We start from the raw sequence: 24,833 nt of genomic DNA on the forward strand, positions 1-24,833 counted from the left end.
GCTGGTCGAGCTACTAAACTGAGCTTAAAGGAGAAAACTAAAATCAAAGGAGCTGAACAATGGTCAGGGACGGTATCAATCAGGACGCTTTAGGACTGACCACTAAAACCAGTGAACAAGCTATTCCGGACACTCTCCAATGGGCCGAATATAAACGTGATAAGGAGACGTGGCTAAGCCCAGGCTATATCGAAGCCGAACGCGCCTTAAATCTGAAAGAACAGATTTATGCGTTTGTCATTAATAGAGCCAGCGGGAAAATCCTCGAAAGCTTCTATTGGTACCCATCGAGGGAGGACTACAGACCGGTCGGTCAGTGGCCCAAACAACTGGCAATTTCAATGTGGAACACCGGCAGCAAACTTCAGGCAGGCGAAGCTGCCAGTGGTCCGTCGGGCTTGGCAATCGTGCTCCCGGGAGCCGCATCAGTCGGGGCCGCGGCGGTTTCTGTTCGTAACAGGTATTGGTTTCAAGGGGACGACAACAGAGCATTCATTACGCTTCCCCATACCAATAACTGGATCAAGTATTTGGTGTTTTCGGAACTGGATCTTGGGTCAGACGCAAAGATCGAACTACAGGTCAAGGATGAAAGCTCAGACACGCTGTACGAAACCCATAGTTTCACCCCAAAACCGGACCGGCTTAAAGCGGCTGAGTGGTGCCAAGATATTTGCGCTCAAATAAACGACAACAGTCGCATGATTAAAGGTGGCGGTTGGGACGCTAATAAGTTTCTGCGCCCGGCCAGCACGGGCAACGCAGTGTGGATTGCGCGAAACTCCGGCCTGAATCTGGTTGTCATTTCCAGTGGGTCGCTCGTTTCTTCTGCCCCACCTGATTCTGCCGTAACTAACCCCTATGACACCCCTGACTTCAGTTTCGCCTCTGGCCTGTTAGCCGTGCCGAAGACAGACCTGCCGGACATGACTGGTTTTGAACCGGACGAACTCGGTGTGCCGCAAAACTCGTGGCTCAGTCCTTCTTATCTGCTAGCAGACCGTGATCTGGAACCGGGAGAAAAACTTCATACCTGGTTAATCCGTCGCTCGGACGGCGAACCACTGGAGCACGTTACGTTTACCCCGGGCACCAATACCCGAACCAAAGCCAAATGGCCCCAGGCATTTGCTAAATGCATCAACGCCAATGCCAAACAAATAACCGCAGGCGGCTGGAATGACCAAGGCCAATTTATTGATCTGCCGGGAGGCGCAGCACCCGCTGAATTCTCAACGCTGGATATTGTTGGCAAATCGCTGATCAATCGCCTTTGGCACTACAGCCGGGAATACCGCACGTTCTCGACCGCCGCATTTCGCAATAACTGGGTGACCACCTTCACCTTGGCAGAAAAACCGCTGAGCGCTGATACAACCTTATGGGTGCAAGTGCGGGATATCACGTCGCAGTACCTCTATGAAACCCATATCTTCAAACCCGCAAATTCACGCTTGGCCGCTCAACAATGGTCCAAGGACTTGTGTGAGCAAATCAATCGCAACGGCGCGATGCTGCGCGCGGGCGCCATCAATGCCCTCACCGGCGCGATAACGCCTGGAGATGATCAAAACGCCCTGTGGATCCCGCAATGCTCAGACTTGGCAGTGACGGCCATACCGGTGACTTGGTGGACTCAACAGACCGTGCAGGCTGAACGCGACCTGGCAGAGGGTGAATCGATTTACTGCTACGTGTGGGACGATTTTTCTCAAGCAGAACTGGTGCCCGCGTACTGCTTCACACCCGCCAATGCGCAAGAGCGAAAAAAACAAAACTGGATCAACGCGTGGGCGAAAGCCCTTAGTAGCTCTACGGTTGCTCCTTACGTGCGTTTGGGTGGGCGCACTCAAGGCTCCGCTGATCCGGGGGTCAACGCGACGCAAGCATCGATCTGGCAAGTGGGCGCACCGCTGCGCGTGTTTACCACTGAACCGTCAGCACGCAACTGGACGAAGGTGTCCGTACCCTTGGCTGAACTGTATGAAAGCAATCAGAGTTCAGTGCAGCTGCAGCTGGTGAATAAACTGACTCAGCGAGTGTTTTATAGTCAGGTATTTACGCCGATGGCCAAGGATCAGATTACTGACAAAGCATCGTGGGTCGTAAATGTCAGTTCGAACATTGCCATGTTCTTAAATGAAAGCACACGCCCGTACATTCAATCCGGGTACTCCATAGACGCACGTAATGGACCGGCCGCCAGGACGGCTGATCCTGACATTATTTCTGCATCATCCCCTTTGGTTTCAAATATACAAATCATCATACGGACACCCCCCACTATCACCGAAGAATACCGTCAGAACCTAACACCAGACGAAGCAGAACCGATAAAAGTATCGTCAGGGTATTGGAGTAGCGATGACATCTATGAAAATGTTAAAGATATTTACGAGCGAGACCGTATAAAAAACGTGGACGCTCTTATTAATGAAGAGCGGTACAAAATTAATGAAGAGCGGTACAAAGACAAATCGGGTGACGATGTCAAAAACCTCAAAAATAAAATCGACGCGCTTGTACGAATAATGACACTTACGCGTGGTGAAGAGCAAAACTTTTACGGCAACATGTATGATTATAAGTTTGTGTTAGACTGCGTATTGTACCTAAGCTATGAGACGCTATTAAATTTCGAAAAATCTCTTATTTTTGAAAATTTCAAACAATTGCTAAGCGAGCACATCCTCAATCGTTGGCAGCTTTTTGCAATAATAAAAGTTATCGACAAACACCACATACCCACAGCATCCATTGCATCCATTGCATCCATTGCATCCGGCAACATAACCTCATCAGGATCAGAAACAAGCTCTTCTGGTTACTCCGGAGTTGTTGATTTCATCAGCGAGAATGGTCGAAGTACCGCTGTGATTTTCATCCTGCCGCAAGCGCGTAAAAACCGCATACAACTACTTCCATCGGCAAAAACCGACACGCGTTTCAACTTCAATCTTTATTTCCCAGAATCACTCGATACCGTACCACTTACAGTCACAGCTTCCGGCGTCATCAATTCAAATGGAATTTGGCACTATGGGCAATCGCATGTCATTACCCCTCGACCTGCAGACGAAGGCCCAACCCCCACTTCTCCGTTATGCGAAGACTACGGCAACACCTACCGCTCCGAGGTATTTGATGTCACTGGCCAAAACAGCAACGGCGTGGACCCACGCACAGGGTTATTCAACGCCCATTATCCAATAGCCACGTTGATGGGACTCGAGGGTAGAGGGCCAGTATTTGATCTCACACTGCACTACTCTCCGCTGCGCGCCAATGAATCCGGCATTGGTGATGGCTGGGCGTTTAATTTCTCCTGGTACGACAGTCGCCCTCGATTACTGACGCTGAGTACAGGACAAACGATCCAGTTCACAGAGAATGAACTAGACGCTTTGAAGGCAATGCAATGCATTGAAAAGTCTGCCTGCAAAGCGACAGCAACCTTCGACAATGAACAAAAGATCATGCGAACGCTAGAGCTCAATTTTCCGTCGGGACGCAAAGAACAGCTCACGCTGCCGAGTGGTGAACTGGCTGAACATAACGCGGCATTCATTTCACAACTTATATCAAAGCTCGAAGAAGCAAAAACTCAAATACCGCTTTTTGTAGCCAGTCAAAAGCCCGTCCTGAACCTTGCGTGGTATCAGCGAGTTGCAGAAGCGTTCTGCGACATCTTTAACGAAGACAACGCTTATACGAAAGATCGAAATCAATTCAATGCTGCTTATACTCAATGGAAAGAATACTGGGTAACACGTCTGCCAGAACTCAAAAAACAAGTTGATCGGGAGCTGGCCTATTGGAAAAATCCCGATCGCCAGCTTGTTCCTGCGAGGGTTTTTTCGCCGTCTGGAGAACGGCTGGATTTTATCTGGGAGCGCCGTCAAGGACAGTACTTATTGATGGAGGTAATGTCGGCAGAAAAGAAACTGTTGCACGCCGAATACTCTTCCGCCCAAAAAGCTGAAAAAACCGATGACCTAGTGTCCAGCGTGATCTTTAGCCTGTGGCCCAATACCGATAACGCTACCACCGTCACTCTCGATCTCAGAAACTACTTGCTTAAAAGCATCAGTCGTCAACTCAACGTCTACAACACCTCTTCAGAAAGCGTGACATATCGGTATTGCCCTGAGCCAACGTTGGACCGGGTATTGGAGTCGATATTAGAATCGGACGGGTCGCTGGAAAAAGTATTTTACGACGAAGACGTTATGCAATTCCCCAGCGGTGCTGGCTGGAAGCCGCCACTGCCAAGGGTAGCATTGCACATTATTTCACCGGGCGCTGATCAACCGCCACTGCGGATAGACTGGTCGTATAGCGATAACAACTACTTGGGTTACAACCAAGGCGAAGGCTACGACCGCCTTAAAGATTCCGCCGTCGAACTTGGCAGCTCCTATTTCTATTCAACCACTTCAATCGAAAATCAAGGCGTCTGCGTAAAGCGAACCTGGAACGGCCTGCACCTCCAGGTTGAGGAACAGGAAACCGCACCTTCCGGTGCCTGCAAAATCACCAAGTGGACCTACAGCGATGTAGCAAAAGGCGACCCACGCTTTGGTTTGCCGACCGCAATTGAAACCACGTATCAGGACGATACTCAGCAATCCGCTCCGGAGTTTGCATCATGAGCACTTCGACCAAAACGCGCTCTAGCGCTACCGCAAGCCAAAGCTTTACCTATGCCACCGATGGGCGCTTGGTCAAAAGCGTCGCCGCAGACGGCGTCATCAGTGTGTGGAGCCACTATCCTTCTACTGGCGGCAAAAGCCCGGACTTGAGGTCACTTTTGCACAAAGACTGGGAACGCGAGATCTGGAATAGCGGCGCGGAGGTCGCCACGCTATGCCTACAGGCGCCGAAAACGGCGGCGACTTCGCCCCGACCGGTGATGGCTCAATTTCAGTACCAGATTTTTGAGGGTGTCATTCTTCCCGTCAGTCTTATGCTTTACGGTTACCTCAAACCGGACAACACCGAACAGCGCACTCCCAAAGCCGACACAGCGGTAACCTTGCGCGGGGTGATCGTCAGCAATCTCAGCGAGGTCAACTCAAATCCCGATACGCCTTGGAAGCTGGGGTTAAGCGCTGGGCGTCAATACGCAGACATTCACTGCCAGACAACGGTTGAGAGTGCTGTTTCCGATAAAGTCGCCACAACCTGCGTCACTGAACGACGTTATTGGGGCCGTGAGAAAGTCCAACTGGTTACCACCGAAACGCGAGAAACGAACATCGCGGTGGGGGTCGTGAAAATCACGCTATGCTCGCGGGCCAGTGATGTTCCCGCAGATGACGTGGAGCTCTCCAGCGAACGGCGTTCGCTTCACCACGGACTACTGCAATGGCGGTTGCACAAGAGCGAACAGGTTCGCTGGCAATACGACAAACTGGGGCGCGTGCTGCGCGAAACCAGCTACGCCAATAATCCTGTGCACAACGACAAGGTCACCCGTACTGATAAAGCGTTGACTGACATCGATACACACTACGAAGAAATCAACGGCGGCGTTCGCATCACGAGCATAGACCGCGCGCATGTCAATGCGCGATACCAGCGGGTTTTCCAGGACGGACTGCAACAAGTGGTAAGCGTCGAGCAACAACGCCAGCCGGGTGCCGACGTGTCCGATGGCAACTTTTGCCCAGTGCGGGCGCAGGGCATTACGCTGGACTATCTGCCAGGAGGTTTGCAGCGGCAGGTTGATTTGTCAGTGCAACCAGATAACGCCCGTGACTGGTTCTGGGCGGGGTCAAATGATAGGGATTCAACGTTATCAGTTGATGGTGTCCCGCAGTTTACTAAAGAAGAAACCCTGGGCGATTCGCGTGGTGCTCGCCTGATCCATGAACACAGTCAGCAAAACCTGAAAAACGGCAGCACCCTGCACATTGATTCCGCACACCTGCCCTTATCCGCCAATTCGCCCTTACCGTTGCCTCGTTTTAGTACGGAGAAAACCTTCGACCCTCTGGGCCGTATGACCCAACTCAAGCAAAGCGCGAAAGATGTGCCAAACAGTGAGCGAGTGTTCAAGGTCGACTACGACGAACTGGATCGACCTGTCGCCTGGACCAGCCCAGAGGGTACGAAGGTTAAGCGCACCTATGGCGGCTTGGGTGACATCGTGACGCGTCTGAGCATTACTGGAGGCGGGACGGGTGACAGGGAAATCGTCATTGGTCAACAAACCCTAAAAGGGCAGGCACGCGTGGACAAGCGTCTGGTCGGGGCGCGCAATTATAACTTCGTCTACACCAATGGAGTTTTTTCAGCGATTGAGATGCCGGACACGACACGCCTTTTCAGCGAAGTGTCTGACGATGGCAATACATTGAGTTGGAAAACCGAGACCACTTCCAGCACTGGCAAGGCGACTACAACGCTGGCGACGTTCACTTACGATCCGCTACAAACAGCCCTGTTAGCCACGCGTCCGGCCGTACCCACCGCCCAACAAAGCGAGGTCAATGCCAGCGCCAGAGAGTCTGACTGGTTAAGTAGCCTTAACCGTCGAGTTACCAGTGATCTGGTGCTCAACACTGGTTTTTATCGCTCGCTGTTGGGTACCGCTTATGTCACTCAATATGCCAGTGATAGCCAAGTCGTTGCGTGGCGCGATGGACTGAACCGGCGCACCCGAGTGCAGCGTGACCGCCTTGAATATCACTACCTGTACGACGCCTGGGGTCAGTGTGAGCGAACCACCGTACGTGACCTGCAAACCGGCCATACGCTGGCGGTAGTCCATGAGTTCGACGGCTTCGGTCAAGAAACCTGTCGTCGCTATGACCTGAACCATGAGGAAGTCGAAACCTACCAACAACAATGGTCGGCCAGCGGACAACTGATTGGCAAAGTTCTGAGCCGCAAGGGCGTTACGTGTCTAAGTGAACGCTTCAACTATGACCTTCGCGAGCGCCTTCAGGAATGGGTCGTCGATGACGCCACTGTCGACGGACCGCAAGATGCTGGCGGTAAATCGATCCGTAACCAAACCTACGAATACGACCTGCTGAACAATCTTATTGCGTGCGCCACTACGTTTGTTGACCGCAGCAAACAACGGCAGGAATACAGTTACAACGCAAGCAATCCGACGCAAAGAATCAAAACAGTGACGATCAACACTCCGGCGCCTGACAGCGCGGGACGGACGGCAAATCCCGTCCGAACCGAAGCGATACTTGCCTATGATCTAAACGGCAATCTAACTCAGGATGAGCTAGGCCGCAGACTCAGCTATAGCATGACCGGACGGCTGGCGGCGGTCACTGGCAGAGATAATAGACTTATCACCCGCTACGAATACGACGAACAGGACCGACTGACCATTCAATGGGACGAACAAGCACAACAGCGCCGCGTGTTGATTTATAGCGACGATGCATTGTGTGGCGAGGTATGGCTTGATCAAACCGGAAAAGAGCTGAAAAGACTTCGGTTTGACGAAGAGGCCGGGCTGGCGGTGCAATTGATAACCGACCAAAGTCAGCAAACCGTATTTACGTTGAGTGACCCACAGAGCGGTATGACCAGCGAGTATCGACCCGACCAAACCGCTGCTTTGGTTCATAACAGTGTTTCGTATACCCCATGGGGAGAGTGCGCTGACACGCGTAGAAGTTCGCTGATCAGTGGCGTCGGATATAACGAAGCCCGGCGCGACCCGCTGACCGGTTGCTACCATTTGGGTGAAGGCTATCGCGTCTACAACCCCTCAATGCGGGTGTTTCAACAGCCGGACAGTGCCAGCCCTTTCGGATACGGCGGACTGAATGATTACGCGTATTGCAGCGGTGACCCGGTGAATCTGTACGACCCCAACGGCCATGTGATGATCAGCCGCTGGGGGCAGGATCAGATGATCCAAAAACTTGACCAGTTAATCAGTGATTTTACGCCGGCAAAACCGCCTAAGACGCAGCAACAGGACACCACCGGTTCCCTTGTATCCTCCATTCTTTGGGCGGGTGTTGCGGTTTTGATTTCAGTGGCTGCGGTGCTATTGGCAATTCCCACCGGTGGCGCATCGCTGGTCGCGGCTGGAACTCTGCTAGCAGCAACAGTGGTCAGCAGCGGGCTTTCAATCGCCAGCGTTGCGCTACAAAACAGTAATCCTGAATTGTCAGAAAAATTGAGTTGGGCGGGGTTTGGATTGGACATGTCGACGATGGTTTTGCCGGTTAAGGCGGCTATCGCCGGTGGGGCAAGGATGATGCGGTGGGGGGCAAGTAAAACAGGGAGACTGGCGGGGGACATTGGAAAACGCTTACAGCGAGCAGGTAGAAGAACAACAAACATTGGTACACATCTTCAGGGGGGAGCAACTGTAGAGCTTGGCGGCCCCATGAAAAACATGAGACCTCTCGATGCCGACAGTCCGTTAAGCAAGCATATTTATATTTTCGAAGACGTTTATAACGTGAAAAAAGGTAATCCCCTGACCCGATTAAATATCGCCGGGCACGGCGTTCAGCTGGAAGATGGATCTGTAGAGATTTACGTCAATACCGTCTCGAAGAAATTCAAGATTTTAGGGAAAGAAATAAAGGTCGGCGATGACTTCGTGACATGGAAAGCAGACCGCCTTTACAAAGAACTTGAACAGTCTGGCGTTCAATTCTCGAACTACGACGTTGTACGACTTTGCATGTGTCACTCCGCCGAGGGTGCCGAAAAATCATTTGCAAGCCGGTTTTCCATAGAAGCGAGTCTGCCGGTGAAAGGATTCCATGAGCCTCTGACGGCAAATTTCGAACCGGAAAGTACGGTGAGCTTATTTGACCAAGTGCTGAATAAAGGTTTTACCATCAAGGAGTACTCAGACAGGCTGTTTAAAAAAGGCGATGTCTTCATGTCCCACAAATCCCAATTCATTGATAGTTCTGGCAATCTCGTCACCCCGATCTATCGCCCTGAATGGTTTCCCTCTAAACCACTGAAATGAGTGATCAGACCGCGTTGGCGAAGGCGGTGGATCAGGCGCCAGCGAGTCAAGCCCATCGCAGGCAAGCCTGCCCCACAGGATTTTGGATTATCCGAAATCCGGCGGGAGGTTGGCTTGCGAGCGAAAGAACCAACGCGGTACGACGCGTTACACCATGGTGCCCGCTCGAATCAATCCGGTCCCACAGAGATTTGTGTAATTGCGGTGGAAATGGACATCAACCCCGAGTTATCAACCCCTGCCGCGCAACACGCACCAAGTGCTTGATAAAGACTTCAGCCTGGTCAGCGCTGGGTGCTTGCACCACCGCGATGTCGAAACGGTCATTGGGAAAATCGGAGAGGGATTCGTTCTGGTCGATGAACTGGATCAGGAACGCAGCGGGTTTGCCGTTGCGTTTGGGCCAGCCTTCGAGGTAACGCAGCAGTGTCGGTTGATGCGAGCCACCCAGCAAAATCCTGGGGTTGCGGCGCGTCAGCGGTGATGTGAACGGCGATAAGCGAATAAGGGGACGCGGACAGCTCATGATGTTTTGTCTCAGCCTCAAAAATCCCGCTGGGCACGGGTGAGAGGCAACACCGAACCAGCGCTTTAGCGGTATTTAGAAGTCGGTTCAGACTTCAGATAGACGAGGATTCGATCCTTGCCTGGCGCCCCGCAAGTAGCTGTTTAAATCGGCGCATGGGCAGCATCCTAGAGAAGCGGCGTAGCCACTGTCAATAAGCGCTTAGGCTAAAACAACAAGGCCCGCATTGAGCGGGCCAGGTGGGTGATGCCGATGTTCAGCCAGTAATGGCTCGGTCCAGCGAAACTCTGCCGGCACCTTCGATCAGGATCGCGATCAACGCCCCCAACAACGCCAACGCGAACTCAAACCCGTTGTTGGCCATGAACAGGCCGTTGTGAATGTGCACCGAAAGAATCGCAACGATCGTCATGAACGATAAGGCGACCGCCGCCGGGCGCGCCAACAGCCCAATGATCAACGCCAGGCCGCCGAAGAATTCAGCACCTCCCGACAGCGATGCCATGAGATAACCCGGCGTTAAACCCAGGCTCTCCATGTATTGAGCCGTTCCGGAAAGGCCATAGCCGCCAAACAGGCCGAAGAGCTTTTGCCCGCCGTGAGCAACGAAGATGATACCGACGAGCATCCGCAAGACTGTCACGCCGTAGCCGGCACGTGTCGAAAATACTGTGTTCATCAGAGTGTTCATCGCGTGCATTCCTTTGTATGAGGGGGTTGAGATGGCCGCTATATTAATCAGTTTAATCGGTATTAAAATCCCGCAATATGCGGCATAACGATCAGTATTATCGATTACTTCGAAAGGCGATCTTTTGCTGCAGCGGTTTGGAATGAGACCCTTCCAACGACCCGCGCTCGCGATCAAACGCCAAATAATACTTGTTCACACTGTTAACGTAGCTCACAACCCCCATCCCCACCTGCTCCATAGCAATGCGCTCAACCTGAAAAAACCACTGATTCGGGTTCAATCCACGACGCTTGGCCTCAACGCGCATCGCCTCGACACGCTCAGGCCCCAAGTTGTAGGCGGCCATGACAAAGGCCATGCGTTCGCGCTCATTGACCTTGGAGCTGGAGAAATACTTGCGTTTGATCATCGCCAGGTACTTCGCACCGGCCAACACATTGCCATCGACGTTGTGAATATTGTCGACGCCGACCCGTTGCGCAGCCGAGGGGGTAATCTGCAGCAGTCCCGTGGCGTTGCCTGCGCCCCTGGCGCTTGGGTCCAGCGCCGACTCTTTAAAAGCCAACGCCGCAAGGTTCAGCCAATCCATGCCCTGCTCGTCAGCACAGCGCTGTAATACCGGCCGCAATTTCTCCAGGCGTTGGCGGTCTTCGCTGGCCAGCGGGTAATGCACTTGATACAGACCTCGGTAGGCCTTTTCGAAAGCAAAATCTTCGTCGGAAGGCACCTGATACTGCTTTAGAAACCGGTTGATACTGGCGCGTAGCATGGTAGCGTCGCGGCGCACGTACCAGTTCATGTCGCCGCTGTTGCTGAGCACCAATGAGCGGTCTACCCGCAGCTTGGGCATGACTTTGGCCCAGCGTTCGGCGATGGGTTGCTCGACCACGGTCAGGTGATAGACCCCGGCCTGAACCATCTCCAGCACGTCTTCCACTGCGAGACTGGGATCCACCCATTCGATCTTGACCGGGGGTAGTTTGCGCAGGGCGAGCTTCTGATTGAGTTGACGGACCGCGTCGTCCGCCGCACTGCCGGTGGACAGGGTCACTGTTCGCCCCGACAGTTGTTCGATGTGTTTGAAGCCGTGCTCGCCTTTGATGCCGACGACAATCAACGGCACATGACTGACCACCGGCGCGCTGGCATCTATGCGTCGGGCCGCACTGGTGTCGAGCAACTCGCCGGGTGCCACCAAGTCGCCCTCTCCGCGTTGCAACGCGGCCAGCAATTGATCCTTGGATTTGGGGATTATCTTTAAGGTCAGTTGCTGACCGTCACGGGAATGGCCGTTAAGGTATTGCTCGAAGGCACTCAGGCGATGGTACTCAACACCAATTTCTTCGCCTTGAACTTCCCCCGAACTGTTGCGGCTTTGATTGACCAGGACCCGCAGCACTTTGCTGCTGCGAATCGCTGAGAGGTCACGCACCTGGCTTTTTTTCACCACCACTGGCGGCCCCGTCAGGCGAGCGAGTGCCGGCAATGGCGACAATGCCAGTATGCAGATCACGATCAAAAACGTGGGTCGCGTCATCCGCTCTCCAGGGGAATGCGTGCCAAAATAAGCCGCAAAAAAGTCGAAAGCCAAGTGTAGACGCGAGTCAGCGACCCATCGAAACGACTAAAGCACTTCAACAACGTGTTCCAACCAGCTATAACTGCTGTGTTTTTTTGATATCGGCTCAGGTCTGATATTCTCACCAGCCTTCGGCCTGAGGTAGCACCATGCAACTCATCGACATTGGCGTCAACCTGACCAACTCCAGCTTTGCCAATAAGGAGCAAGCGGTCCTTGATCGCGCTTACGAATCGGGTGTCAGTCAGTTGGTGTTGACCGGTACGCACATTGAAAGCAGCGAGCAGTCGCTGGAGCTGTGCCTCAGGCTCGACGAGTCCGCTCAGCGGCTGTTTTGCACCGCCGGTATTCATCCGCATTCGGCCAGTGATTGGACCTCCGACAGCGAACGCCAGTTACGAGCGCTGTTGAAAGAGGCGCGGGTGCGCGCGGTCGGTGAATGCGGGCTCGACTTCAACCGCGACTTCTCCCCGCGTTCGCAACAAGAAAAGGTGCTGGAAGAGCATTTGGCGTTAGCGGTTGAGCTGCAACTGCCGGTGTTCTTGCACGAGCGGGATGCCAATCAACGGTTGTTGGAAATACTTCGTGACTACCGCGACCGCCTGCCTGCCGCCGTCGTCCATTGCTTTACTGGCGAGCAGCGCGCGCTGTTCAGCTACTTGGATTTGGATCTGTACATCGGCATCACCGGCTGGATTTGCGATGAGCGTCGCGGTACGCACTTGCACCCGCTGGTAAAAGACATCCCACGAGGCCGATTGATGCTCGAAAGCGACGCGCCGTATTTGCTGCCGCGCAGCTTGCGACCAAAACCGAAAAACGGCCGCAATGAACCGGCTTATCTCACCGAAGTCTTGCGCGAAGTGGCGCTGCACCGTGAAGAAAGTTTGGAAGAGGTGGCCGTGCACACCACCGATTGCGCACGGGCATTTTTTGGATTGCCGAGTGTCCCCGAAACACCGCGTCGCGCCCTCCCCGAATGAATTCGGTCCCACCGACAAACCGCAAAGACACTGTGGGAGCAGGCTTGCCTGCGAAGAGGCCGGTAATCGGGCCGTTGATGTCGACCTGAAAGCTGGGGCGCTTGCAATGACGATTTCGTCGGCGAGCCAACTCCCACAGAGATGTCGGCAGACACGGGCACGGGATAGTAGGCACTGAAATCTGATCGCAGCCTTCGGCACTCACAAATCCGTGCATTACCTAACCTGTGGGACCGAATTTATTCGGGAAGCGTTGATCGCCTCGCCAACAAGTTGGCTCCTACAGAAATTAATAAAAGGTACGGGAGATAAACATGTCGATACCTCTACTGATCCTGATTGACGTCAATCCAGATGGTTTATCCCGTTTTGAATCCGCTGGATTTGTGCTGTGCCTGGCGACGACGCCCAATGATCGAGCCAACGCTATCGGCACGTACGGCACCGAGATCCGCGCGGTGTTGACCAATGGTTCTACCGGATTCACCGCTGACGAAATCGCAATGTTTCCCGCGCTGGAAATCATCTGCGCCCTGGGCGCCGGCTACGAGAAAATCGACTTGCCTGCCGCCCTGTCACGAAACATTGTGGTGACCAACGGTGCCGGCACTAACGACGCCTCAGTCGCCGACCATGCCATGGCGCTATTGATGTCCATCGCCCGTGGCATTCCCCAGGCAGACGCTGCAGTACGCCGTGGCGAGTGGGCGCAGTCACGCCAGCCGCGCCCGATGGTCTCGGGCAAAAAACTTGGTATTCTCGGGCTCGGCAACATTGGCCGGCAAATCGCGCAACGGGCCGCCAACGGTTTCAACATGCAGATCAGCTACCACAACCGCACACCACTGGCTGACTCGCCGTACACCTATTGCGCGACCCCGGAAGCGCTGGCCACGTGGGCCGACTTTATGGTGGTCGCCACCCCCGGCGGCGCAGCCACCCGGCACCTGGTCAATGCACCGGTATTGGCGGCGCTGGGCCCAAGCGGTTTTCTGATCAATATCTGCCGGGGCAGCGTTGTCGACACCGCCGCGCTGATCGCTGCATTGCAACAAAATCAAATCGCCGGGGCAGCGCTGGACGTACTGGATGGCGAGCCCCACGTGCCGTCTGAATTTTCGACGCTGACCAACATCATCTTCACCCCGCACATTGCTGGCCGTTCGCCCGAAGCAGTGGCTGCAACCGCACAGCTCGCGCTGCAAAACCTGACTGCGCATTTCGCCGGGGAGCCCGTCCTGACTCCCGTACCCATGAGTCCACCGAGCTAAACCTGTATATCCATACAGATAACGCTTGCCTGATAAGCCAACACTGCGCATGCTGCACGCACTTCCCGCAGCAATGAAAGATCGATGACCATGCGGCTGTTCCTGTGCGAAAAACCTTCTCAGGCCAAAGACATCGCCAAAGTGCTCGGTGCTACCCGGCGCGGCGACGGCTGTTGGCTCGGGCCGGATATCACGGTGACCTGGTGCATCGGTCATTTGTTGGAAGCCGCGCCGCCCGATGCCTATGACGAGCGCTACAAACGCTGGGTGTTGGCTGATTTGCCGATTGTTCCGGCGAAATGGAAGATGCTGGTCAAGCCAAAAACCGCCAGCCAATTCAAAGCTGTCAAACGCTTGCTCGGCGACGCTCAGGAATTGATCATCGCCACCGATGCCGACCGTGAGGGCGAGATGATTGCCCGGGAACTGGTGGAGCATTGTCGCTATCGCGGGCCAATTCAGCGTTTGTGGCTTTCGGCGCTGGACGACGCCTCCATTCGCAAAGCCCTGGGGGCGCTGAAACCCGGTGCCGAGACCTTCAGCCTTTATCACTCAGCCTTGGGCCGGTCCCGCGCCGACTGGTTGATTGGCATGAACATGAGCCGCCTGTTCACCTTGCTCGGCCGTCAGTCCGGCTATCAGGGTGTCTTGCCGGTAGGCCGGGTGCAAACGCCGACCTTGCGCCTTGTGGTGGACCGAGACCGTAGCATCGCCGATTTTGTGCCCGTTGCGTACTGGTCCATCGACGTTCAGTTGCTCAGCGACGGCACCTCGTTCACTGCCCAGTGGATTGCCCCGGACGATAGCTGTGATGAACAGGGCCGTTGCCAAAACCCGGCACTGGCCAATGAGGCGGCAGCCGCTTTGCGCGCCACAGCGACCGCGCGGGTGGTCAAGCTGAAAACCGAACGGATGCGGGAAGCGCCGCCGTTGCTGTTTGATCTGGGCACATTGCAGGAAGTCTGCTCAAAGAAGCTCGGGCTCGGCGCACAGGAAACCCTGGACATCGCCCAGTCGCTTTATGAGCAATACAAAATCATCACTTACCCACGCAGTGATTGCGGCTTTCTGCCACTGAGCCAACACGCTGAGGCCCCGGCGATAGTGGCCGGCTTGGGTCGAGCGGATCCGGGCTTGGCTGACCTGATGAAGCACCTCGACCCAAAGCGCCGCTCGCGGGCTTGGAACGACGCCAAGGTCAGCGCCCACCATGGCATTATTCCCACGGCGGCCACCGTGGACCTGAACCGCTTGGCCAGCAAACAACGGGCGGTTTACACCTTGATCCGCGCACGTTATCTGGCGCAATTTCTGCCAAACCATGAATTTGATCGAACCCAGGCCGATTTTGAGTGCGCCGGGCAAAGCTTGCGTGCGGTCGGTAAATGCATCGTCGAACCCGGTTGGAAACGCGCCTTGCCGCAAGCCATGGCGCCCAGCAAAGGCCAGGAAGCGCCTGCGCCTCAAGCATTGCCCGCGCTTAGAGAGGGCCAGGAGTGCGTGGTTGAAAACGTCACACTGAAGGATATGTGGACCCAGCCGCCAAAGCCGTTCACCGAAGGCGATTTGATCAAGGCCATGAAGAACGTCGCCAAGCTGGTCAGCGATCCTCGGCTCAAGCAAAAACTGAAGGACACCACCGGCATTGGTACTGAAGCGACCCGCGCCGGGATCATTCAGGGGCTGCTCGACCGGGGTTACCTGAACAAAGTCGGCAAAGCGTTGGCCGCGTCCCCCGCTGCGTTCAGCCTGATCGACGCCGTGCCCCGCGCCATTGCCGATCCAGGGACTACTGCGATTTGGGAGCAGGCCTTGGACATGGTGCAAAGTGGAGAGATGACCCTGGAAGATTTCGTTGCCAAGCAATCGGCGTGGATGACCAAACAGGTCGCGCGCTGTACCGGATTGCAATTGACCATCAGCGGTCCGGCCAGCCCCTCGGGGCGTACCGGCGCTGCCTGGAAGAAAAAACGTAAGCCGGTGTCAGGTAAGCCTGCCGCTGCCAAGCGCACCACTTCAGCCCGAAAATAATCGATCAGTCATCCAACGACTTGGGTGGCGCTGGCGGCGCTTTCCCGGTTTTGGTTGATTTGCTGGTTTTGGTACTGGTCTGCGCTGCTGCATCCGGCGCAGGCGTTGGAGTCGTGACCGAAGTGGCCGGCGCGGAAGCCTCTTTTTCGCGCATGGGCATCTGATCGATAGCGGCAAAAATCTCCTTCGGATCAATTGGGCCGGAATGTTCAATTTTCTTTTCGCCGTCTTTGCCCACCAGAATCACCCGTGCCTCGCCCCCCGCACCGATTTTCAATTCGCGAATCAACGCCATTGTGGTTTGTGCGTCCATGCTTTTACCGTCGCGCTGGCCCATCAGATTGATCACGGTATAAAGCACCATGTGGCGTTCGTTGAAAGCAGCACGATTGGCTGGCTCGTCTAACGCCTTTTTCCAACTAACCACCGTGGGGTCGACGGAGCTTGAGGCGATGATAATCAACGGGCGCGACTGACCGCGATCTTGAGCCAAGGGATCGTCGCTGTCGGCGGCCAGCGCGGCGCCGACAACAGCCGTGAATAATGTAGCAAGTGCCAGTGACCGGATAAGCATGCACAGTTCCTTTTTGGGTATTCATGGACTAATGATTGCTTATCGTGGTGAAAGGTCCAGCCAACTGCGCAACTATCTTTCTGGAAAAAATAGAAAATGTGGAATTTGGTACGAGCAGGGTTGGCCCCCGCTCGTACATCCTGCTTACTTATGGCTTGCGGGTATTGCTTTGGCCGGTGTCGCCACCTTTTTTGCCTGCTCCCGACGTTTTATCGCGATCCTGCTGAGAAGCATTGCTTTGACCCCCTTTCTTGCTGGCGTCAGAAGCCTTGTCGCGATCATTTGAGAAACCACCTTGATTACCTTGGTTAGAGTTTCCACTGTTAGGCATGATTGCAATCCTCATATTTATTTTTAGCGGAGTAATACCTCCCCGCTTTATCTACGAATCGTCTTTTGCAAAATAGTTTTAAGAGAATGTGAGTAACTGACAAATGGCATATTGTGACAAGGACTGGAACTCAATTGCCATTAAAATGAAACTGTTACGCCATCATTCAATAAAGGTAATAACTAACAGTTCGACATTTAAAACCACAATCAGCAGAGCAACGCCCCAGGCGATAAACGTCAACCAGCGCCCTGTCACAAAATCACCCATCAGTTTTCGATTTGAAACAAACCGCACTAACGGAATCACGGCGAACGGTAACTGCATCGACAGCACGACCTGACTGAACACTAATAACTTGGTGGTCCCACTGGGTCCGTACAGACTGGTTACGGCAATCACCGGAATAACCGCCAACCCTCGGGTCAACAGACGGCGCATCCAATCTGGCACTCGCAGTTCGAGAAAACCCTCCATCACAATCTGCCCGGCCAGCGTCGCCGTCACCGTCGAATTGATACCCGATGCCAGCAACGCCACGGCAAACAGGGTGGATGCAACGCCGACGCCGAGCATGGGTGAGAGCAAGTGGTAGGCCTGTTCAATGTCCAACACGTCGGTGCGACCGGCTTTGTGGAACACTTCGGCCGCCGTGATCAGAATCGCGGCGTTAACAAACAGCGCGAGCATCAACGCCACACTGCTGTCCAGGACAGCCCAACGTAGCCCGACTTTTCGCCCGGCAAGGGTCCGTGGGTAAGCGCGGGTTTGAACGATGGACGAGTGCAAGTAGAGGTTATGCGGCATCACGGTGGCGCCAATGATACCAATGGCCAAATACAGCGCAATGGGATCGGTGACGATCTGGGTGTGTGGGATGAACCCCGCCACGATGTCGCCGATGGACGGATGGACCAACAGCATTTGCACGCCAAAGCAGACAAAAATAAGGGTCAACAAGGCAATCACGAACGCTTCCAGGGAACGAAAGCCGCGCCCCATGAGCATCAGAATAAGAAATACATCGGCGACCGATATAATGACCCCCCACAACAGTGGCAGGCCAAACAGCAGGTTCAAGGCAATGGCGGTGCCGATCACCTCGGCCAGATCGCAAGCGACGATGGCACTTTCACAGGCTAGCCACAGCGCGATACACACCGGCCTGCTGTAGTGCTCACGACAGGCCTGCGCCAAGTCCAGGCCTGTGACAATACCCAGTCGTGCAGCCAGCGCTTGCAAGAGAATGGCCATCAGGCTCGATAACAAAATGACCGACAACAGCAAATAGCCAAACTGCGAGCCGCCCGCGATGTCGGTGGCCCAGTTGCCGGGGTCCATGTAGCCCACCGCTACCATGTAACCCGGTCCGGTAAAGGCCAGCAGTCGCCGGAACCAATGCCGGGCCTTGGGCAGTGCGACGCTTCCGTTGAGCGCGCCAAGGCTCAACCTTCGCACGGGGGGCGCTGGCTCACACCCGCCCACGACGGCTGTTTCGTTGTTGTCCGGTGCGCTCATTGTCCACCTTGTACGGTTACGGCCATCGATGGACATCCATTTGGCACTCCATCGGTGGATACCGCCTTAGGAGGCGAGTTCCGCCAACATCAGTCTCAGCAGTCGGTTTTCAGTCATGAAGCGACGCGTGGTTTCACGGGTGCCTTTTTTGCGGCAAGGCCTGGGCGACCCAAAGGCACCGTACACCCCGCCAATGGTCATGACATCCACCCGCAATTGCATCTGTATTGCACCGCCACCGCGGATATCGCCGCACCGATCACCAGTCAAACAGGCCGCCAAACTGCCAGGGCCGGCGCAAAAAGGCGTGCCGGGCAACTGTCGGTTCGCGGCCCGATCACGGCTCATCTACTGGGACTGGTTATCGAATAGGAGAGCCTCCATGGCCGGCTTACTGTCCAGCAGAGCGAATTGCCGCTGCTGGGCCTGAAGCTCCAGCGACAGTGATTCATCCAGCGGTCGTCTCCCTTCCCCATCGGCATAGCCCAGCAGCCCGGCCGGGCAATGCCGATCATCGTCCCAGCCTGGGTAATCGAGGATCGGGTACCAACAGATGCCCTCAATCGGGACGCCGCGCGCCATGGCCAGTGTCACTTGTTCGCAGATGTACCTCATCCAACTCGCCCGGTCATGGCCTTCTGAACCGGTTTCAGTGATCACCATCGGCCGTTGATAACGCCGCCAGGTTTCAGCCAGCATGCCGACCAGCGGACGGTAACGTGAGTCGCCGCGAAAGATTCGAGAACCGCTGAGAATCCATTGGTTGTGCGGGTAATAGTTAACGCCAACGATGTCCAGGTACTCGGGTTTGCCCCCCAGACCTGGCCAGCGCTCACCGGTCAATAAATCCCAAGCTTCGAACTGTGACATTCGATAGCCTTCGGCCGCCGCCGTGTCTTGGTGACTTGGACTGTCAGGCAGTACATGAATAATCGGATCGGTCTGGACAAAGCGCGCCCGAGGCTCCACTGCCCGAACCGATTCGATAGCTGCAATGCTGGCCCGCACCAATTGATGCTTGAGTTCCAGTCCACGTCCGTGAGCGTTCGGTTCGAAATAACCGACATCACCGCCCGCCCAAGACCAAAAAGACATCTCGTTCACAAGCGAATAAAACGGAATCTGATCCGACTCTTCCCGCACCAGGGTCGCCACGGCCGCGGCAAAACGGGCGAACCGGTCAACGAACTCCGGGCGCCAGATGTCCAAGCCTTCGGGACAGCCGTAGTGAGACAGGTCCCAAATAACCTGCGTCCTCTGCACATTGGCCGCCCGCAGCATCGGCAAAAAGCTGCTCCAGTCGTAACGACCTGATTGGCGCTCGATCAAATACCAGCGCAGCCCATCCCGAACCGTGTTGATACCTGTCGTCGCCAGTTGCGCGTAATCCGCACCGGCCCATCGATCATGGCCACTCGAATGTATGAGGTCGAGGCGTTGCCCATCCCGCCGACGGTGAGTTGAACACTCGAAACCACCCATGAAAAAACTGTCGAACAGTTTCGCCTGGTGCATGCTCACTCCCCCACAGGGGCGGGCTGCCCTGCCGCTGCCAGCGCTTCACTGGCGGTGGTCTCTGCATCGGCGATCCGCTTGTATAACGCCAATGCCTGACCTACTACTTGATCCATGTTGTAGTACTTATACGTCCCTAAGCGCCCAAGAAATGTCACCTCGGGGGTTTCTTCAGCGAGCGCTTTGTAGCGCGCATACAGTTCGGCATTTTCCGGGCGCGGGATCGGGTAATAGGGATCGCCGTCGTCACAGGGAAATTCATAAGTGAGGCTGGTCAGCGGGTGTTCCTGCCCGGTCAAATGTTTGTATTCAGTGATCCGGGTGTAGGACACCGTCTCTGCGGGGTAGTTGACCACCGCCACTGATTGGAACTGTTCCTGATTCACGGTTTCATGGTGAAAGCGCAACGAGCGGTACGGCAATCGACCGAGGCTGTGACCAAAGAACTCATCGATCGGACCGCAATACACCAAGTGCCGATAGCTCACGCGCTCGCGCACGTCTTCAAAATCGGTATCAAGCATGATGTCGATGCCCGGATGATCTAGCATGCGCTCAAACATGTGCGTATAGCCGTGCAGCGGCATCATTTGGAAAGTGTCGGTGAAATAGCGATCATCCGTGGTGGTGCGGGTCGGTATTCTCGAGGTGACCGATTTATCCAACTCAGAAGGATCCAGGCCCCATTGCTTGCGGGTATAGCCCCGGAAAAACTTCTCATACAGCTCGCGGCCGATCTGATTAATCACCACGTCTTGCGAGGTGCGAATATCAGCCACCGGCTCCGCACGACGGGCGAGAAAATCCTGCGCCTGCGCTTCGGTCAGCGATAATCCATACAGGCCATTGAGGGTCGTCAAGTTGATGGGAATCGGCAGCAGGTGCTCGTCGACTTGTGCCAACACTCGATGCTCATAGGGACGCCACTCGGTGAACTCAGACAAGTAATCGACAATGCGCTGGGCGTTGGTATGAAAGATATGCGGTCCGTAACGATGGACCAAAATTCCGGCGTCGTTGTAGTGGTCGTAAGCATTGCCGCCAACGTGCTCACGGCGATCGATGAGCAACACTCGCTTGCCGAGCCCGGCCGCCAACCGCTCCGCTAGCACGCTTCCAGCAAACCCGGCGCCGACAATTAAATAGTCGTAACGACAGGCTTGCTCAGCCATCTCCAAGGTTATTTTAGGCATGCGATCTGCTCCTTGATCTGGGTCCAGGTATGGTCCCAAGACTGGCCTTCTAACGCTTCATCCGCGTGCCGATACAGGGTTTGCAAATCACTGCGGTCCGCCAATGCCGCTTTGATCGCCGAGGCAAAATCCTCGGCAGCGCCGGCGATCCGAACCACGGGGCTGTTGCCGTACATGCGCCCGACGTCGATGATCGGCGTCGACACCACCGGGCAGCCGCCCGCCAGGTATTCAGGAGTTTTGGTCGGGCTGATGAACCGCGTGGATTCATTGATCGCAAACGGCATCAGTGCCACGTCCCAGCCACTGAGGTAATCCGGCAGTTGTGCGTAATCCTTGCCGCCCAAATAGTGAATATTGCTCATGCGGGGCAGACACGCGGGATCGATTTTCACCACCGGTCCAATCAATACGAACTGCCAGTGCGGATATTCCACGGCCAATCCAGCCAACAGCTCACTGTCGAAACGCTCATCGATAACACCAAAAAAACCCAGGCGCGGATGAGCGATGGCGCGTTGATCAGCAGGTTCGACGGTGATGGTCCGGGCCTTGGCAAAATGCTCGACGTCGACGCTGCTGGGCATTGGGTGGACGTTGCCGTGCTGACCGCGCTTCGCTTCCCAAAGGCTATAACCGCCCGTGAATACCACGTCGGCGCGCTCCAGCAACTGGCGTTCTTTCTCGAGCAAATCGGGCGGTGCACCTTTGAACGCGGACAACTCATCCATGCAATCGAACACCGTGACCTGGGCCTGCAAATGTTCAGTGAAGGCAAGGCTCATGGGCGTGAAGTACCACAGCAGTAATTCCAGAGGCGGATGTGCGGCCAAATAAGTGTCGATTAATTGACGCTGGAGTTGAATCACCGCCTCGGCCCTTAAACCGTTCGGGACGTGGGGGATAAGCACCTTGACGCCACTCGCTTGCACCTGCTCTTCAAGCCAGGCGTCCGACCGGTCCGAGCGCAACGGCTCTTCAAAAAAAAGCACCTGATAGTCCTGGGTAAAGCGCGACATCAAATGCTGCGGACGCTGATAAACAAATCCCCAGCGCAAATGCGACAAGCACAACAACGTCGGTCGCAGGTTGGCGGTGAGTGCCTCAATGGCTTGGGAAATCTCTTGTTGATCATCAAGAGCGTCGGGGTATTGCGTCTGGGCTTCTTCCATCTTTTCTTCCTCTGGAAAGACGTCTTTACGTATCTCGTTATTACTACCTCTTACCTACCAACGAGGGCTAACACCCAATAATCGTGCAACGGATATGCAGATACCCATGAAGGCAACAACACTGTCAGCCAGACGCAAGACACCCGGTAAAACCCCCTGTTACTCCTATGGGAGTGACCCTCTGGCACAGGCGTTCAGCGCAAATAAAAACGAAGCGACGAAGCGTCACCACCGGTCAGTAACCTGCGCTGAACTCGTGCTGAACCTTGCTCTCCGACTATTCAAGAGCAGCGAGAATCCTGTGCGAACCGTCAGCATTTATTGCCCGGTATACAGCGGCGCACGTCAGCTCGATCAGGCCGCTGCTCGGTTGGGCTGTCCGCGTTGCCGGTCAATGAGTGTTTGCAGGTTCGAGGAATACCCAATGATTCTAGTGACCGGGGGTGCGGGCTATATAGGCGCGCATGCAGTGCTTGCATTGCTGCAAAACGGGTATGAAGTCGTGGTGTTGGACAATCTGTGCAACAGCTCCAGAGTGTCCTTGGAACGGGTCGCCCGCCTGGTCGGGACCCGACCACAATTTGTGTTGGGGGACGTGCGAAATCGACGTTTACTGGACAAAGTATTCGCCACCTATCCAATCGATGCGGTGATGCATTTCGCCGGATTAAAAGCGGTAGGTGAAAGCGTCCGCGAACCTCTCCGGTATTTCGAAACCAACGTCAGCGGCAGCGTGACCCTGTGCCAGGCAATGGCCCATGCCGGGGTGTTCACCCTGGTGTTCAGTTCATCGGCCACGGTGTATGGCGAGAGCGAAAGCATGCCCATCAGCGAAAGTGCCGAACTGGGTTCGCCAACCAATCCTTACGGCCATTCAAAACTCATGGCCGAACATGTGATGCGCAGCGTGGCGCACTCGGATCCACGCTGGGCCATCGGCCTGCTGCGCTACTTCAACCCTATTGGTGCGCACCCTTCCGGTCTGCTGGGTGAAGCGCCGAAAAACATCCCGAATAACCTGCTGCCGTATTTGCTCCAAGTGGCCCTGAAGCAATTGCCGGTACTGCGTATCTACGGCGACGACTACCCCACACCGGACGGCACCGGGATTCGCGATTACCTGCACGTGGTGGACTTGGCCGAAGGTCATTTGATGGCGCTCAAACGCCTGCGCAACCAACCGGGAATCTCAACCTGGAACCTCGGCACCGGTCGTGGTTATTCAGTACTGGAAGTGCTCCGCGCCTTCGAAAACGTCGTTGGTAAACGCATGCCGGTCAGCGTCGAGCCACGGCGCAGCGGTGACATCGCCCAGTGCTGGTCAGACCCAAGCAAAGCCCGCGAAGAATTGGGTTGGGAATCGAAACGGGATTTGAACTGCATGCTTGAAGATGCCTGGCGTTGGCAGTGCTTGAATCCGAATGGGTATGCGGTGGATGCGGTGGCGGTTTAGACGTTCGGTAGCAAACCCGGCCCGCAAATAATGGGCCGGGTTAACCCACTCCATCAACCCTGCCGCGTCACAGTCAGGGCCACCGCTGCGATTCGGTCGACGTTCTCATAACCTTGGGTCGCCAGTTCCTCACCGAAGACGTCTGGGTCCAGTTCACGGTAGGTCCAGGTGTAATCCGGCTGGTCCAATTGATCTTTCAAAGCCGCGATAAACGGATCGTTACCGTCAACCATGGCGACCCCGGTGTACAGCAGCAGCGAGCCGCCCACCGATAGCCTTGGCAGGGCTTCTTCTACGATACGCCGTGATAATTCAGCCCCCAGATCACCCCCGCCGTGACGGTAGGCGCGCTGGCCGGGGTCTTTCATGTAGGGCGGATTCGCGACGATGAGGTCGAAGGTGCCAATGACGTCTCGCAGCACATTGCTGTGCTGACACGATACGTTGCTGACCCCGGCCAGCGCGGCGTTGACCGAGGTCATGCGTAGGGCCATGGGGTTGATGTCCGTCGCCAACACTTGCGCTTCGCGCCGGGCTTTGGCAACGAGAATGGCGCCGGCGCCAGAGCCACAACCAATGTCGATCACGTGGTTGATGTCGTGGAAGCTACTTTGCAGATAGGCTTCGATCACTTGGGCAAATCGATAGGTGTCGGGACCAAAAAAAACCGCGTCGTTGGCGGTGGTTGGAAAGCCGGAGTGGACCAACAGCAAATCACCCAGGCTCGACCAGCGAACCTTGCTCAGCATTCCCTTAGGCCTCTCCTCGATAACGCCTGCTTGGCGCATCTGCTCCAGTTCGTCGGCGGACATCAGCGATGGCGTAAAGAGTCGGCTCCAACCAAACACATCGCGCAAGGTGGTCGCGGTTTTCGAAGCCGCACGCTCATTGACCCGACGGTGTGTCAGCGGCGTCACCGTGGTGAAGTGGTATCCATCCGCCTGAAGACGACGCCCCAGTTGCAACAGCGCGGTATCTGCGGCCAATTGTTGGTCATCGGCTTGCATGTCATCTCCCTC

General features: G+C 55.3%; 17 protein-coding genes. 6 read left to right on the forward strand and 11 right to left on the reverse strand.

The window, feature by feature from the left end:
• Positions 1-59: 59 nt before the first annotated feature.
• Positions 60-4,652: a hypothetical protein gene (locus RHM65_RS19875; RefSeq protein ID WP_322183926.1), complete on the forward strand. Its 4,593-nt coding sequence runs from the start codon at positions 60-62 to the stop codon at positions 4,650-4,652.
• A 260-nt stretch (positions 4,653-4,912) separates the two neighbouring features.
• Complete coding sequence (locus RHM65_RS19880; RefSeq protein WP_322169843.1) at positions 4,913-8,974, forward strand: RHS repeat-associated core domain-containing protein; 4,062 nt, start codon at positions 4,913-4,915, stop codon at positions 8,972-8,974.
• A gap of 217 nt (positions 8,975-9,191) precedes the next feature.
• Here RHM65_RS19880 and RHM65_RS19885 read toward each other — a convergent pair whose 3' ends face one another.
• From RHM65_RS19885 to RHM65_RS19895, 3 genes are all read right to left on the reverse strand, one after another.
• Entirely contained in the window at positions 9,192-9,500 is a 309-nt protein-coding gene (locus RHM65_RS19885; RefSeq protein WP_322169841.1) for a class I SAM-dependent methyltransferase, read from the reverse strand.
• Between the two features lie 256 nt (positions 9,501-9,756).
• Complete coding sequence (locus tag RHM65_RS19890; protein WP_322169839.1) at positions 9,757-10,191, reverse strand: DoxX family protein; 435 nt, start codon at positions 10,189-10,191, stop codon at positions 9,757-9,759.
• Between the two features lie 97 nt (positions 10,192-10,288).
• Positions 10,289-11,731 (reverse strand): transglycosylase SLT domain-containing protein, encoded by a 1,443-nt coding sequence (locus RHM65_RS19895; protein ID WP_322169837.1) that lies wholly within the window; start codon positions 11,729-11,731, stop codon positions 10,289-10,291.
• Positions 11,732-11,922: 191 nt separating this feature from the next.
• On the opposite strand from RHM65_RS19895, the gene RHM65_RS19900 reads away from it, so the two are divergent.
• The 3 genes from RHM65_RS19900 (at position 11,923) to RHM65_RS19910 (ending at position 16,058) form a co-directional block, all read left to right on the forward strand.
• Entirely contained in the window at positions 11,923-12,756 is an 834-nt protein-coding gene (locus tag RHM65_RS19900; RefSeq protein WP_322169835.1) for a TatD family hydrolase, read from the forward strand.
• A 314-nt stretch (positions 12,757-13,070) separates the two neighbouring features.
• Complete coding sequence (locus RHM65_RS19905; RefSeq protein ID WP_322169833.1) at positions 13,071-14,027, forward strand: 2-hydroxyacid dehydrogenase; 957 nt, start codon at positions 13,071-13,073, stop codon at positions 14,025-14,027.
• Between the two features lie 90 nt (positions 14,028-14,117).
• Positions 14,118-16,058, forward strand: coding sequence for a DNA topoisomerase III (locus RHM65_RS19910; protein WP_322170908.1), 1,941 nt, complete (start codon positions 14,118-14,120; stop codon positions 16,056-16,058).
• A 4-nt stretch (positions 16,059-16,062) separates the two neighbouring features.
• Here RHM65_RS19910 and RHM65_RS19915 read toward each other — a convergent pair whose 3' ends face one another.
• The 7 genes from RHM65_RS19915 to RHM65_RS19945 form a co-directional block, all read right to left on the reverse strand.
• Entirely contained in the window at positions 16,063-16,632 is a 570-nt protein-coding gene (locus RHM65_RS19915) for a DUF4174 domain-containing protein (RefSeq protein WP_322169831.1), read from the reverse strand.
• Positions 16,633-16,780: 148 nt separating this feature from the next.
• Positions 16,781-16,963, reverse strand: a complete 183-nt coding sequence (locus tag RHM65_RS19920) for a KGG domain-containing protein (protein WP_322169829.1) — start codon at positions 16,961-16,963, stop codon at positions 16,781-16,783.
• A gap of 162 nt (positions 16,964-17,125) precedes the next feature.
• Complete coding sequence (locus RHM65_RS19925) at positions 17,126-18,481, reverse strand: Nramp family divalent metal transporter (protein WP_322169827.1); 1,356 nt, start codon at positions 18,479-18,481, stop codon at positions 17,126-17,128.
• Between the two features lie 66 nt (positions 18,482-18,547).
• A complete protein-coding gene (locus RHM65_RS19930; protein ID WP_322169826.1) occupies positions 18,548-18,829 on the reverse strand; it encodes a hypothetical protein in 282 nt (93 codons plus the stop codon).
• The gene (locus tag RHM65_RS19935; protein ID WP_322169824.1) at positions 18,830-19,996 is read right to left on the reverse strand and encodes a beta-glucosidase; all 1,167 of its coding nucleotides are present in this window, start codon (positions 19,994-19,996) and stop codon (positions 18,830-18,832) included.
• A gap of 2 nt (positions 19,997-19,998) precedes the next feature.
• Positions 19,999-21,189, reverse strand: coding sequence for a UDP-galactopyranose mutase (gene glf / locus RHM65_RS19940; RefSeq protein WP_322169821.1), 1,191 nt, complete (start codon positions 21,187-21,189; stop codon positions 19,999-20,001).
• Complete coding sequence (locus RHM65_RS19945) at positions 21,177-22,361, reverse strand: glycosyltransferase family 1 protein (RefSeq protein ID WP_322169818.1); 1,185 nt, start codon at positions 22,359-22,361, stop codon at positions 21,177-21,179. Before RHM65_RS19945 ends, glf begins: the two co-directional genes overlap by 13 nt.
• 424 nt (positions 22,362-22,785) lie before the next feature.
• Between RHM65_RS19945 and galE the strand changes: the two genes are divergently transcribed.
• Positions 22,786-23,814 (forward strand): UDP-glucose 4-epimerase GalE, encoded by a 1,029-nt coding sequence (gene galE, locus RHM65_RS19950; protein ID WP_322183928.1) that lies wholly within the window; start codon positions 22,786-22,788, stop codon positions 23,812-23,814.
• A 53-nt stretch (positions 23,815-23,867) separates the two neighbouring features.
• On the opposite strand, the gene RHM65_RS19955 is transcribed toward galE, so the two are convergent.
• Positions 23,868-24,821, reverse strand: coding sequence for a class I SAM-dependent methyltransferase (locus RHM65_RS19955; RefSeq protein WP_322169812.1), 954 nt, complete (start codon positions 24,819-24,821; stop codon positions 23,868-23,870).
• Positions 24,822-24,833: the final 12 nt, after the last annotated feature.

Origin of the sequence: Pseudomonas sp. CCI4.2 (assembly GCF_034350045.1) — a bacterium.
Lineage (GTDB): Bacteria > Pseudomonadota > Gammaproteobacteria > Pseudomonadales > Pseudomonadaceae > Aquipseudomonas.

Bases quoted from the DNA above. Each gene is read 5' to 3' on its own strand.
- RHM65_RS19875 (WP_322183926.1), top strand. From the start codon at position 60: ATGGTCAGGGACGGTATCAATCAGGACGCTTTAGGACTGACCACTAAA.
- RHM65_RS19880 (WP_322169843.1), top strand. From the start codon at position 4,913: ATGGCTCAATTTCAGTACCAGATTTTTGAGGGTGTCATTCTTCCCGTC.
- RHM65_RS19885 (WP_322169841.1), bottom strand. From the start codon at position 9,500: ATGAGCTGTCCGCGTCCCCTTATTCGCTTATCGCCGTTCACATCACCG.
- RHM65_RS19890 (WP_322169839.1), bottom strand. From the start codon at position 10,191: ATGAACACTCTGATGAACACAGTATTTTCGACACGTGCCGGCTACGGC.
- RHM65_RS19895 (WP_322169837.1), bottom strand. From the start codon at position 11,731: ATGACGCGACCCACGTTTTTGATCGTGATCTGCATACTGGCATTGTCG.
- RHM65_RS19900 (WP_322169835.1), top strand. From the start codon at position 11,923: ATGCAACTCATCGACATTGGCGTCAACCTGACCAACTCCAGCTTTGCC.
- RHM65_RS19905 (WP_322169833.1), top strand. From the start codon at position 13,071: ATGTCGATACCTCTACTGATCCTGATTGACGTCAATCCAGATGGTTTA.
- RHM65_RS19910 (WP_322170908.1), top strand. From the start codon at position 14,118: ATGCGGCTGTTCCTGTGCGAAAAACCTTCTCAGGCCAAAGACATCGCC.
- RHM65_RS19915 (WP_322169831.1), bottom strand. From the start codon at position 16,632: ATGCTTATCCGGTCACTGGCACTTGCTACATTATTCACGGCTGTTGTC.
- RHM65_RS19920 (WP_322169829.1), bottom strand. From the start codon at position 16,963: ATGCCTAACAGTGGAAACTCTAACCAAGGTAATCAAGGTGGTTTCTCA.
- RHM65_RS19925 (WP_322169827.1), bottom strand. From the start codon at position 18,481: ATGAGCGCACCGGACAACAACGAAACAGCCGTCGTGGGCGGGTGTGAG.
- RHM65_RS19930 (WP_322169826.1), bottom strand. From the start codon at position 18,829: ATGAGCCGTGATCGGGCCGCGAACCGACAGTTGCCCGGCACGCCTTTT.
- RHM65_RS19935 (WP_322169824.1), bottom strand. From the start codon at position 19,996: ATGCACCAGGCGAAACTGTTCGACAGTTTTTTCATGGGTGGTTTCGAG.
- glf (WP_322169821.1), bottom strand. From the start codon at position 21,189: ATGCCTAAAATAACCTTGGAGATGGCTGAGCAAGCCTGTCGTTACGAC.
- RHM65_RS19945 (WP_322169818.1), bottom strand. From the start codon at position 22,361: ATGGAAGAAGCCCAGACGCAATACCCCGACGCTCTTGATGATCAACAA.
- galE (WP_322183928.1), top strand. From the start codon at position 22,786: ATGATTCTAGTGACCGGGGGTGCGGGCTATATAGGCGCGCATGCAGTG.
- RHM65_RS19955 (WP_322169812.1), bottom strand. From the start codon at position 24,821: ATGCAAGCCGATGACCAACAATTGGCCGCAGATACCGCGCTGTTGCAA.